General features: G+C 70.7%; 9 protein-coding genes. 4 read left to right on the top strand and 5 right to left on the bottom strand.

Annotated features, from left to right (window positions below; translation table 11 throughout):
* Window positions 1-64 precede the first annotated feature (64 nt).
* The gene (locus ACZ5DC_RS15180) at window positions 65-1,222 is read left to right on the top strand and encodes an acyl-CoA dehydrogenase (RefSeq protein WP_468652842.1); all 1,158 of its coding nucleotides are present in this window, start codon (window positions 65-67) and stop codon (window positions 1,220-1,222) included.
* Between the two features lie 85 nt (window positions 1,223-1,307).
* On the top strand, window positions 1,308-1,682 hold the full coding sequence (locus ACZ5DC_RS15175) for a four-helix bundle copper-binding protein (RefSeq protein WP_468652840.1): 375 nt from the start codon (window positions 1,308-1,310) through the stop codon (window positions 1,680-1,682).
* Window positions 1,683-1,743: 61 nt separating this feature from the next.
* Here the strand turns inward: ACZ5DC_RS15175 and ACZ5DC_RS15170 are convergent, their stop codons facing one another.
* A complete protein-coding gene (locus ACZ5DC_RS15170; protein WP_468652838.1) occupies window positions 1,744-3,069 on the bottom strand; it encodes an LCP family protein in 1,326 nt (441 codons plus the stop codon).
* A 119-nt stretch (window positions 3,070-3,188) separates the two neighbouring features.
* Between ACZ5DC_RS15170 and ACZ5DC_RS15165 the strand changes: the two genes are divergently transcribed.
* Window positions 3,189-3,749 carry an acyl-CoA thioesterase gene (locus tag ACZ5DC_RS15165; RefSeq protein WP_468652836.1) on the top strand — a complete coding sequence of 187 codons (561 nt, stop codon included), beginning with the start codon at window positions 3,189-3,191 and terminating at the stop codon, window positions 3,747-3,749.
* Window positions 3,750-3,831: 82 nt separating this feature from the next.
* Here the strand turns inward: ACZ5DC_RS15165 and ACZ5DC_RS15160 are convergent, their stop codons facing one another.
* Complete coding sequence (locus ACZ5DC_RS15160) at window positions 3,832-5,352, bottom strand: LCP family protein (RefSeq protein ID WP_468652834.1); 1,521 nt, start codon at window positions 5,350-5,352, stop codon at window positions 3,832-3,834.
* Between the two features lie 128 nt (window positions 5,353-5,480).
* On the opposite strand from ACZ5DC_RS15160, the gene ACZ5DC_RS15155 reads away from it, so the two are divergent.
* Window positions 5,481-6,506, top strand: a complete 1,026-nt coding sequence (locus tag ACZ5DC_RS15155; RefSeq protein ID WP_468652832.1) for a glycosyltransferase family 2 protein — start codon at window positions 5,481-5,483, stop codon at window positions 6,504-6,506.
* A 58-nt stretch (window positions 6,507-6,564) separates the two neighbouring features.
* Here the strand turns inward: ACZ5DC_RS15155 and ACZ5DC_RS15150 are convergent, their stop codons facing one another.
* The 3 genes from ACZ5DC_RS15150 to ACZ5DC_RS15140 all read right to left on the bottom strand — a co-directional run bounded on the left by ACZ5DC_RS15150 (window position 6,565) and on the right by ACZ5DC_RS15140 (window position 11,503).
* Window positions 6,565-8,223, bottom strand: a complete 1,659-nt coding sequence (locus tag ACZ5DC_RS15150; protein ID WP_468652830.1) for an LCP family protein — start codon at window positions 8,221-8,223, stop codon at window positions 6,565-6,567.
* 82 nt (window positions 8,224-8,305) lie between these two features.
* Window positions 8,306-10,063: an LCP family protein gene (locus ACZ5DC_RS15145; RefSeq protein WP_468652828.1), complete on the bottom strand. Its 1,758-nt coding sequence runs from the start codon at window positions 10,061-10,063 to the stop codon at window positions 8,306-8,308.
* A 252-nt stretch (window positions 10,064-10,315) separates the two neighbouring features.
* Window positions 10,316-11,503 (bottom strand): LCP family protein, encoded by a 1,188-nt coding sequence (locus tag ACZ5DC_RS15140; protein WP_468652826.1) that lies wholly within the window; start codon window positions 11,501-11,503, stop codon window positions 10,316-10,318.
* Between the last annotated feature and the right edge of the window lie 234 nt (window positions 11,504-11,737).

The raw sequence follows: 11,737 nt of genomic DNA, 5'->3' as shown, positions 1-11,737 counted from the left end.
TAAAATTCGGTTACTTAACGGTAATTAGCGTCAGTATCACTGCGTCTTTGGAGCGTGAGAGACCGTGGCCGGATCGGCTGACTTCGACCTGTACCGCCCGTCCGAGGAGCACGACATGCTCCGGGACGCCGTCCGCTCCCTGGTCGAGGCGAAGATCGCGCCGTACGCCGCCGCGGTGGACGAGGAGGCCCGCTTCCCCCAGGAGGCCCTCGACGCCCTGGTAGCCAACGACCTGCACGCCGTGCACGTCCCCGAGGAGTACGGCGGCGCCGGCGCCGACGCGCTCGCCACGGTCATCGTGATCGAGGAGGTGGCCCGCGCCTGCGTCTCCTCCTCCCTCATCCCGGCCGTGAACAAGCTGGGCTCGCTCCCGGTGATCCTCTCCGGCGGCGAGGAGCTGAAGAAGAGGTACCTGACGCCGCTCGCCAAGGGCGACGCCATGTTCTCGTACTGCCTCTCCGAGCCGGAGGCAGGCTCGGACGCGGCCGGCATGAAGACCAAGGCGGTCCGCGACGGCGACCACTGGGTCCTCAACGGCGTGAAGCGCTGGATCACCAACGCGGGCGTCTCCGAGTACTACACGGTGATGGCCGTGACGGACCCCTCGAAGCGCTCGAAGGGCATCTCCGCGTTCGTCGTGGAGAAGTCGGACGAGGGCGTCTCCTTCGGCGCCCCGGAGAAGAAGCTCGGCATCAAGGGCTCCCCGACCCGCGAGGTCTACTTCGACAACGTCCGCATCCCCGCCGACCGCATGATCGGCGAGGAGGGCACCGGCTTCCTGACGGCCATGAAGACCCTGGACCACACCCGCATCACCATCGCCGCCCAGGCCCTCGGTGTCGCGCAGGGCGCCTTCGACTACGCCAAGGGCTACGTCCAGGAGCGCAAGCAGTTCGGCAAGCCGATCGCCGACTTCCAGGGCATCCAGTTCATGCTCGCCGACATGTCGATGAAGATCTCGGCGGCCCGCGCCCTGACCTACCAGGCCGCCGCCGCCTCCGAGCGCGGGGACGCCGACCTCACCTACCTGGGTGCCGCCGCCAAGTGCTTCGCCTCCGACGTCGCCATGGAGGTCACCACCGACGCCGTCCAGCTCCTCGGCGGCTACGGCTACACCCGTGACTACCCGGTGGAGCGCATGATGCGCGACGCCAAGATCACCCAGATCTACGAGGGCACGAACCAGGTCCAGCGCATCGTCATGGCCCGCAACCTGCCGTAATCCGACATGCGGGACACCGCTCCCCGGCGTAGGACGGAAGCACACGGGGCCCGCCCCGGGTCCCACCTGCCTCCGTGGAGGAGCCATGACCCAGTCCCAGTCCCGGCCCGGAACGATGCCCGCCCTCACGCAGCAGATGCAGGACTGCATCGAGGCCTGCATGAACTGCCACAACATCTGCGAGGAGGCCATGAGCTCCTGCATGCAGCAGGGCGGCCAGGCGCAGATGCAGGTCATGCGCGCGCTCATGGACTGCTCCGAGACGACCCGCATGTGCGCCGACATGATGATGCGGCGCTCGCCCATGGCCGGCGAGATGTGCGCCTTCTGCGCGCGCGCCTGTGACATGTGCGCCGAGGCGTGCATGTCCATGCCCGACGACCAGATGATGATGCGCTGCGCCGAGGCGTGTCGCCGCTGCGCGGAGACCTGCCGGGCGATGGCGGGCGCCGGCATGTGAGCCCACCCCGGCACGGCCGAGGGCACCCCGCGGGGTGCCCTCGGACCGGTGCCTGACGGCGTCAGTTGCCGGAGACGGTGACCTTCTCGTCGTTGTTCAGCTCGTCGACCAGGGTCTTCACCTTCGCCTTGTCCCAGACGAGGTTGCCGCCCACGGAGCCGGAGATCGGCATGTTCATCGAGGTGCCGTCACCGCCGCTGACGCCCTTCATCGCCCAGAACATCGAGCCCAGGTCCCACAGCGACATGTCCTTGTCGACGATCAGGGAGTTCAGGCCCGCGCCCATGGTCGGGTAGAACTTGAACGGGTTGAGGATCGTCGACGGGGTCGCCACCTGGTGGGCCAGGGCGGCCAGGAACTTCTGCTGGTTCTTGGTGCGCTGGAGGTCGGACGCGGCGAACGCGTGCCGGGTCCGGACGAAGGCGAGCGCCTGCTGGCCGTTCAGGGTCTGCTTGCCGGCCTTGAAGTCGGCGCCCGACCACTTGTCCTTGAAGCCCTTGTCGATGGTGATGTCGACGCCGCCCACCGCGTCCACGATGCCGGCGAAGCCCTGGAAGCCGATCTCGACGTAGTGGTCGATGTGCAGACCGGTGTTGGCCTCGATCGTGCGGACCAGCAGCGTCGGCCCGTCCTCGGCGTAGGTGGCGTTCAGCTTCGTGTGCCGCCCCTGCGCCGGGTAGGTCTTCCCGGACGTCGAGCCCTGGTACGAGGGGACCACCACGTCCGAGTCGCGCGGCAGCGAGATCAGCGTGTCGCCGTTGCCGCCGACGTGCAGGATCATCATCGAGTCCGTGCGCTTGCCCTCGGCACCGCCGGTGTGCAGCTTCTTCTCGTCCGCCTTGGACATGCCCTCACGGCTGTCCGAGCCGACGATCAGGTAGTTCGTGCCGTCGCCGCCGTCCGGCCGGTCGATGACCTTCGACAGGTCGACCTCGCGGCGCAGCTTGGAGTCGGCCCAGAAGTAGGTCGCGATCGAGGTGACGACCAGCACGGTCGCCAGGGTGATCGCCGTCCACTTGATCCGGCGCCGCCAGTTCGGCGCGGGGCGCGGCGCCCGGGTGGGGGCCCCCGCCGTGCCGCCCGGGCCCCGGCCGCCGGCGCCGCCGTAGACCTGGCCGGTGTTGTAGCCGCTGTCGTACTCGCCGTAGCCGGCGCCCTCCTCGTGCCCCTGGCCGTCGACGTACGACGGCTGCCGCGGCACACCGGCCCCGTACGGCGGCGCCGCCGGGCCGGAATCGCCGTACGCCGAGCGCGGTCCGGGCGGTACCGCCGGGCCGCGCCGCACCTGACGCATCACGCGGGCCCCCTCCGGCTGTGCGCCGGCACTGCCGCGTCCGTAGCGCGGGCCGCGGTTGTCGTCGGACCATCCCTCGGGCCAGTCATTCATGCGCCCCAGTGTGCAGGGCGCGGCCATGTGCTCGACAAGGGATGTGGGGAAATCAGGGCCTCGCTGTTGCGAACCCGACACAAAGTCCGCGAATGAGGCTTCGGCATAAGGTAGGGGGCATGACAGACCAGGCCACGGACACGGATCCGGCGATGGAACCGGACATCCCGGGCAAGCCCACGTCCGCCTCGCGCACCACCCTCAGCCACATCATGACCCACAACGACACCAACCTGCTGGGGACCGTGCACGGTGGCGTGATCATGAAGCTCGTCGACGACGCGGCGGGCGCCGTGGCCGGCCGGCACTCCGGCGGCCCCGCCGTCACCGCCTCCATGGACGAGATGGTGTTCCTCGAGCCGGTCCGCGTCGGCGACCTGGTCCACGTCAAGGCGCAGGTGAACTGGACCGGCCGGACCTCGATGGAGATAGGCGTCCGGGTCCTCGCCGAGCGCTGGAACGAGTCGGACCCGGCCACCCAGGTCGGCTCCGCCTACCTGGTCTTCACGGCCGTCGACGCCGACGGCAAGCCGCGCCGGGTGCCGCCGGTGGTACCCGAGACCGACCGCGACCGCCGCCGCTACCAGGAGGCCCAGATCCGCCGCACCCACCGCCTGGCCCGCCGCCGGGCGATCAGGGAGCTGCGCGAGAAGCGGGCCGCGGAGGGCTTCGAGGACTGATCCGCGGACTGATTCGCGAACTGGTCCGAGGGACTGCTCCGGAGACCGGCCCGAGGACCGGTCCAGGGCCGGGCAGACCGCCTCAGCACGTCACCTCGTTGCCCCGCACGACACTCTGCTCCGGCTGGGCCGGGTCCTCGAACCGCACCTTCCGCACGTTCGTGAACTCCGGTCCGGCCGTCACCTTCAGCAGCGGCCCCTGGCCCGGCACGGCCCGCAGCTCGCTGCCCGGCAGCGCCGCGGCCAGGGAACGGGCGGAGCGGTCCCAGCGGGGGTCGTAGAAGACGAGCGTGCGCGCCACCCGGGCGGGCGCGGTCACCGGCCGGCGGGTGGTGGCGAAGCCGGTCGCCGCGAGCTCCGCGTCGATCCGCTTGGCCAGCCCCACCGTGCCGCTGCCGTTCGCCACCTGCACCCGGATCGTGTCCGGGGCCACCTCCACCGGCACCGGAGCGTGCGCCGGGTCACGGCGCGGCCGCTCCCCGGCGAGCGGCTTGTCGTCCCGCAGCGCCCCGAACAACTGCTCCGACTTGGCGGGGTCCCACTTCAGGGTCGAGCCGATGCCCTTGACCGGGTAGTCCATCCGGCCGATCGGGACGGTGGTGAACTCCGAAGACGACGGCGAGAAGTTCCGCATCGCGCGGCCGAGGTCGAGCAGTTCGTCGGTGCCGAAGCCCGCGTCGGCGCGGACCGAGCCGAGCACCGCCCGGGTCACGTCCCGGAACCGCATCGGGTTCAGCAGCACCCCGGAGGAGGTCGCCCTGTCCAGCAGGGCGGCCAGGAACCGCTGCTGCCGCTTCATCCGGCCCAGGTCGCTGGCCCCGTCGACGTGCCGGGCCCGTACGTACTGCAGCGCCTGCCCGCCCCGGAGGGTGTAGGTGCCGGGCGCGAGGTCGAGCCCGGTGTACCGGTCCTTCAGCGGCGTCGGCGTGCACACCTTGACCCCGCCGAGCACGTCCACGGTCTTCATGAAGCTGGTGAAGTCGACCTCCAGATAGTGGTCGATCTTCACATGGGTCATGCTCTCGACCGTGCGGATGGTCAGCTGGGGGCCGCCCTCGGCGTAGGCCGCGTTGAGCCTGACCGGGTGCGGGCCGTGCCGCTGACCGGTGTTCTGGTCGACGTGCGCGGGCACCTCGGCGTAGGAGTCGCGCGGCAGGCTCACCACGGTGGCCCGCTCCCGGTCCTCCGCGATGTGCACGATCATCATGGTGTCGGTGCAGTGGCACGGGGCCCCGCCCAGCCGGTAGGCCCGCCGGTCCCGCTCGCTGAGCTTGTCGCGGCCGTCGGTGCCGACCAGCAGGACGTTCATGCCGTGCCCGGCCCGCGGCCGGTTCTTCATGTCCTTGAAGGCGTCGATCCGGGCGATGCCCGCGTCCAGGCTGGCGACCACCGCGTGCCCGATCCCGGCGGAGGCGAGCACCACGACCGACAGCGTGGTGGCCGCCCGCATGGCCCAGCGGGGCCGCCGCGGCGGCCGGACCGGCCGTACCCGCCGCTCGGGCGGGCGCGGCACCCGGCGGGGCGGCCGCGGGCGGCGCTGCGGGCTGGGAGCCCCTGCCACGCTTCTGGTGGTGGAGGAGGGGGACCGGGGCGGGCTGGGCAAGGAGGACACCTCCGGACGAGGCCGTACGTGGAATCCGTGAGCACAGTAGGCCGATACGATCTCCAGCCCGCGCCGCAGGCCCGGCGGCGCGCACCCGTATCCCCCGTTCGCGGTAACGTGAGGCCCCTATGAACGCCAAGCCCGACGTGCGGCTCCCCGCAGTGTCCGTGATCATGCCCGTCCTCAACGAGGAACGGCATCTGCGCGGGGCCGTCCAAGCGATCCTCGCGCAGGAGTACGCCGGCGAGCTGGAGGTCGTGATCGCCCTCGGTCCGTCCATGGACCGCACGGACGAGATCGCCGCCGAGCTGGTCGCCGAAGACCCGCGCGTGCACACCGTCCCGAACCCCACCGGCCGCACGCCCGCGGCGCTGAACGCGGCGATCAAGGCCTCCCGGCACCCGATCGTGGTTCGCGTCGACGGCCACGGCATGCTCTCGCCGAACTACATCGCGACCGCCGTGCGGCTCCTGGAGGAGACCGGCGCGCAGAACGTCGGCGGCATCATGCACGCCGAGGGCGAGACCGACTGGGAGCACGCGGTGGCCGCCGCGATGACCTCGAAGATCGGCGTCGGCAACGCGGCGTTCCACACCGGCGGCCAGGCCGGCCCCGCCGAGACGGTCTACCTCGGCGTCTTCCGCCGTGAGGCGCTGGAGCAGCAGGGCGGCTACAACGAGGAGTTCATCCGCGCCCAGGACTGGGAGCTGAACTTCCGCATCCGTGAGGCGGGCGGGCTCATCTGGTTCTCGCCCGAGCTGAGGGTGTCGTACCGGCCGCGGCCGTCGGTGCGGGCGCTGGCCAAGCAGTACAAGGACTACGGCCGGTGGCGGCACGTCGTCGCCCGCTACCACTCCGGCTCCATCAACCTGCGCTACCTGGCGCCGCCGACGGCGGTGTGCGCGATAGCCGCGGGCCTGGTCGTCGGCGCGGCGCTGACCCCGTGGGGCCTCGTGGTCCCCGGCGGCTACCTGGCCGCGATCGTCGCGGGCTCCCTCCCGGCCGGCAAGGGGCTGCCGCTGAAGGCCCGGCTCCAGATACCGGTGGCCCTCGCCACCATGCACATGTCGTGGGGCTGGGGCTTTTTGACCAGCCCGAAGTCCCTGGCGAAGAGGGTCATCGCCTCCCGGCGGCCCGCGGTCGCCGCCGCCTGACGCGCGCACGAAGGGGCCCCTCCCGCGCGGGAGGGGCCCCTTCGTGCGCCGGGGCGTCCTACCACTGGTAGGGGCCGTACACGTTCATGCAGTCCCCCTTGTCCGCGGCGTTGACGGCGTCGGTGCCCTCGGGCAGGTCGCCGGCCTCCGGTTCGGACTGCTTGGGGTAGGCGCTGCCCGAGCGCCAGTCCGCGCCGACGACGACGGTGACCCCCGACACGTCGGTCGACTTCTTGACCGCGCTCATCGGGATGCCCAGCGCCTTGGCCACCGCCTGCGCGTCACCCTCCAGGTCCGCGCTCGGGTACCGCACGACCGTCTTGTCCTCGGCCAGGCTCCCCGAGGTGTCGGCCTGCGCCCGCGTGTACCCCTTCTGCACGAGCACCTGGCCGATCGCCGACGCCCGCTGCTGCACCGGGGCCTCGGTGTCGGTCCGGGTGGCGTTCTGCACCAGCACCCCGAGCCGGCTCGCGTCGAGCGAGGGCTTCTTGGCCGGCTCGTCCTTGCCCGTGTCCTTCTTCGGCCCGGACTCCCCGCCGTTCTTGTCGAGCGGCACGTCGTCCTGGAGCATCCGCCACACCGTGGCGGCCTTGTCGCCGTCCGGTACGACGTGGTTGTCCGGGTCGTGCGGGTCGGGGATGTTGGGCATCGTCAGGCTGGTGACGCGGTCGGTCGGCACCGACTTCATCTCCATGCCCAGGTCGTACAGCTTCTTGACCGTGCCGATCTCCTCCGACACCTTCAGGGACTTGGTGGCCGCGTCGGCCAGGTCCATCAGCCGGCCGGTGTCGGTGAACACGTTCTGCTGCTTCAGCGTGCGGACCATCGAGTTCAGGTACATGTGCTGGGCGCGGGCCCGCATCAGGTCGCTGCCCCAGGCGTGCCGGGTGCGCAGCCACTGGAGTGCCTGCTCGCCCTTCACCTTGTGCGAGCCCTTCCTCAGCTTCAGGCCGGAGCCGCCGCGCTGACGGGGTGTCGAGTGGTCCCAGACGTTCTGGTTGACGCACACCTCGACGCCCCCGATGGCGTCCGCCATCCGCACCACGCCGGCGAAGTCGATCGTCATCCAGTGGTCGATGTAGACCCCGGTGAGGTTCTCCCAGGTGAGCAGGGTGCAGCCGGCCCCACCGCGGGCCAGGCTGACGTTGATGATGTCGTTCGTCGCCGGATAGACGCGGTCGGTCTTGGGGTCCGTGCACTCGGGGATGTCCACCCGGGTGTCCCGCGGGATGCTCACCATGGCGGCGCTCTTGCGGTCCGCCGAGAGGTGGATGAGCATCTGCACGTCACCGAGCGGCGGGTCGCTGGCGTGGTCCTTGCTGCCGCCGAGCTTCAGGTTCTCCTTGGAGCCCCGGCTGTCGGAGCCGATCAGCAGGATGTTCAGCGGGGTCTGGCCGGCCGCGTTCGGGCGGGTCCGGTGCGCCTTGGAGTCGTCGCCGTTGGCCCGCTTGCCCTTCTGGATGTTGCCGTTCAGATGCTGGTAGTAGAGGTATCCGGCACCGGCCGTGCCGAGTATCACCACCGCCAGCACGGTGGCCGACCAGCGCAGCACGCGCCGTCTGCGCCGCCGCTCGGTCTTGGAACCGCCCGCCCGCCGTCCGCCGCCGCGCCCGCCGCCGTGCCGGCCGGAACGCACCCGCGCGTCCGAGTTCTTCGACGCGAGCGACGTCGTTTCCTCGACCGCCGGAGCCTCCCCGCGCACCTCGCTCTGCGCCAAACTCCCTGCCCTCCCCACCCTTGCGCCAAGCAACGGGCCCGTCCCGCGTCCGGTTAGACGCTTGACGGGCCCATAGGGTTACCTACGCGGCGCACTTCACCTTGTCTGCCGTCGACTTGTCGACGTCCGGCGCCTTCGTCGGCGCCGTGAGGGAGACCCCCGCTCCCTTGAAGTCCTTGCCCAGGGTCAGCGTCATCGCCGGCAGCCCCTGGGAGTTGGTCACGCTCTCGCCCGGCTTCAGCGCGGCACCGGACAGGCCCATGATCGCGGCCAGCCGCCGTGCCTGGGCCGCCTGGTCGGGCGCGTACTCCAGTGTGGTCTTGGCCGACTGGTCCGGCGCGTTGCCCGCGTTCTCCGACTTGCTCACGCCCTCGTCGTTCTGCAGCCAGTTGAGCACCGCCTGGGCGCTGCCGGCCTGGGCCCCGCCGTTGAGGATGCGCACCCGCACCTCGGAGGCGGGCGCCTTGGTGCCCTTGAGCCGGGCGGCCTGCGCGTCCTTCGTCGCCTTCTCCTTCTTCTTCACGTCGGTGAAGGAGACGTCGTTCCTGATGGCGTCGAAGACCGCCGGGGCCTTGGCGTCGTTGAGGACGACCGTGGCGTGGACCTTCTCCGCCGGGTTGTCCACGACCGGCACCGTGGTGAAGGCCAGGTTCTTCGGGTTGAGCTTGCCCAGCTCCAGACCCAGGTCCTTCAGCTTGCCGATGTCCTTGAGCTTGTCGTCGACGGTGAGGGCCTTGGTGCCCGCCTCCGCCAGCTTCACCATCTTCGTGGGGCTGGTGAGCGTGTCGTTGCCCTTCAGCTTGCGCATCAGCGCGCCCAGGAACTGCTGCTGGAGCCCGATCCGGCTGAGGTCGCCGCCGAAGCCGACGGAGTGCCGGGTGCGCACGAACGCCAGCGCCTGCTCGCCGGAGATCTTGTGCGTGCCCTTGGACAGCTTCAGGTGCGACTTCGGGTCGTCGATGTCCTTGGCCAGGCAGACGTCGACACCGTCGACCGCCTCGGTCAGCGTCTTGACCGCGTTGAAGTCGGCGACCATGAAGTCGTCCGGCTTGATCCCGGTCAGCTCGGTCACCGTGCGCATGGTGCAGCTGGGCGTACGGTCGTCCTGGCCGAGGCTCGTGTTGAAGCGGACGCCCTGCGAGCCCGGGATGACCTTCTCGGTGCCGTCCTCCTGCTCGGTCGGGCAGTCCGGGACGTTCACGATCAGGTCGCGCGGGATGCTCAGCGCGGTGGCGTTGGAGCGGTCCTTGGAGACGTGCAGCAGGATCGTGGTGTCGGCGTGCCCGACGCTGCCCGAGTCGCCGTAGCCCTCGTTGCCCGCGCCCGTGCGCTTGTCCGTGCCGATCAGCAGGATGTTGATCGCCTCGTCCTTGCGGAAGCCGCCGGTGCTGGCGCCGTCGTCGGACACGGAGGTGATGTTGTCGTTCAGGTGCTTGATGTAGAGGTAGCCGGCGGCCGACACGGCGACCAGCACGAAGGCCATGGACCCGCCGGTCCACAGCAGCACCTTCTTCGCCGTCGACTTCTTCTTCACCGGCCGCCGGGAGGCGCGCCTGCCCTGCGGCGCCTCCGGCTCGGCTCCCCGGCGCCGGGCCGAGCGCGGCGCGGGCACCTCGGTGCCGCGCGTCCGGGGCGCCCGCGGGGTCTGGTCGCCCGTCTGCCGCGTACGGCCGCCCGTCGCGTCACCGCCGTCCCCGGGCGACGGTCTGCGCGGCCCGGGAACCGGTGGCTGCGCTGCGGAAGGGCTCAGTCGCAGTTCGTATTCGCCGGTGTTCGGATTGAGCACCCACTGGTCTGCGGGGTCGATGTTGTCCGCCCGCCCACGGCCTTGCGCGTCCACGGTTGTCCGAATCCTCCGTCGGGGCCACGCGGCGCCTTCCCCCTGCAAGGCGCTCGGGTCTCGCTGAAACAGTGCACGGCCCCGACAAAGCCCGTCGGACCTCGCGGCCAGGTACACCGGATCGCTCACACTATCCGCCCAGTTCAGCGTCGAGCGAGGCTGGTGACAAATTCGACATGCCTACAACCGGGCAATCCCCCTCATTTTCTGAACGGATTTTCCGAACGACGGTTCACCACCCCGGTGCGCGGCTCACTCACAGGTCTGTTCGGCGGCTGTCCTCCCGCGGAACGTCGGGGCGGGCGAAGGGCCGTCCGTCGCGCCCGGCCCCGTGTCCTGGCCAGGAATTTCCTGGGCGTCCTCCTGTGTCACCACCACCGGCTGGTCGGCCCGCAGCCGGGCGAACAGCCTCTCGGCCTCCGGCTCCACGAGCTGGTCACGGTTGGCGTCGTAGACGTACGACTCCCTCGGCACCGTCAGGAACTGGACACGTTCGGTGGGGATGTCACGCAGCCCGCGGACTAACTGGTACAAACCGCGCAGACTCGCCAGTTCCGGATCGGTGGTCAGCGAGGAGGTCGCCGCGTCCAGCACCGGATACAGCTTCGCCGGGTTCAGCAGGACGTCACTGCCCCGCACCTTGTTGACGAGCGCGCCGAGGAACCGCTGCTGCCGCTCCATGCGCTCGGTGTCGCTGCCGTTCCCCAGCGACTTGCGGGCGCGCACGAACCCGAGCGCCTGCTCCCCGTCCAGCCTGACCTTCCCCGCGGGCAGCCTCAGCTTCGCCGCCTTGTCGTCCACGGGCTCCTTCAGGCACACCGTCACGCCGTCGACGGCGTCCACCATCTCCTTGAACCCGCTGAAGTCCAGGACCATGTGGTGGTCGATCCGGATGCCGGTCAGCTTCTCGACGGTCCGGATCGTGCACGCCGAACCGCCCACCTGGAAGGCGTGGTTGAACATCGCGAACACCGGATCGCTGCGCCTGCCGTCCTTCTCCCCGCAGGCGGGGATGTCCACCATCAGGTCCCGGGGCAGTGAGACGGCGGTGGCGCTGCGCCGGTCGGCGGCCAGGTGCAGCAGGATCGTCGTGTCCGACCGCTCGGTGCCGGCGTCCTTGCCGTACTTGCCGTTGCCGTCGCCGGCCCGGGTGTCGGACCCGATCAGCAGGATGTTCTGGGCGTCCCGCACCAGCGCGGTGGGCCGCTCCCGCTCGTACCGGGCCAGTTCGGCCGCGGCGGCCTCGTCGGCGGTGATGTTGGCGCTGAGCCTGGCGTAGACGGCCCACCCGGCACCGGCGGCCACGACGAGGAGTACGGCCGCCCCCAGCGTGGAGTTCCGCCCCCACCGCCGCCGTCGGCGCCGCACCAGCCCCTCCCCCGTCGCGGAGGCCCCCGCCCCGGGACCGGGACCGACGGGCTTGCCTGCGGTGTCGGTCACGGTAGGGCCATCCCCTCATGGCGTACGAGCGTCGCGTCCTGCACTTACGACGATGGCGGGGAGGGGGAGGCGGAGGCGCCCTTTGCTGCTCCACCCGGGTGACGCCGACCGCCCGCAGGACGGGAGACGCCGGAGCGCCCTAGTAGTGCTTCGTTAGGTTCTGGGTCTGGTTCTGTTGGTGGTGAGGGGTTGGCCGCAGGTGGTGCAGGTGCCGGTCCAGCACCTCAGCAGGTC

The sequence above is a fragment of the Streptomyces sp. NPDC031445 genome (assembly GCF_055581365.1).
Note: the sequence above shows the minus strand (reverse complement) of the source record. Positions and strands in the feature narration are given on the sequence as shown.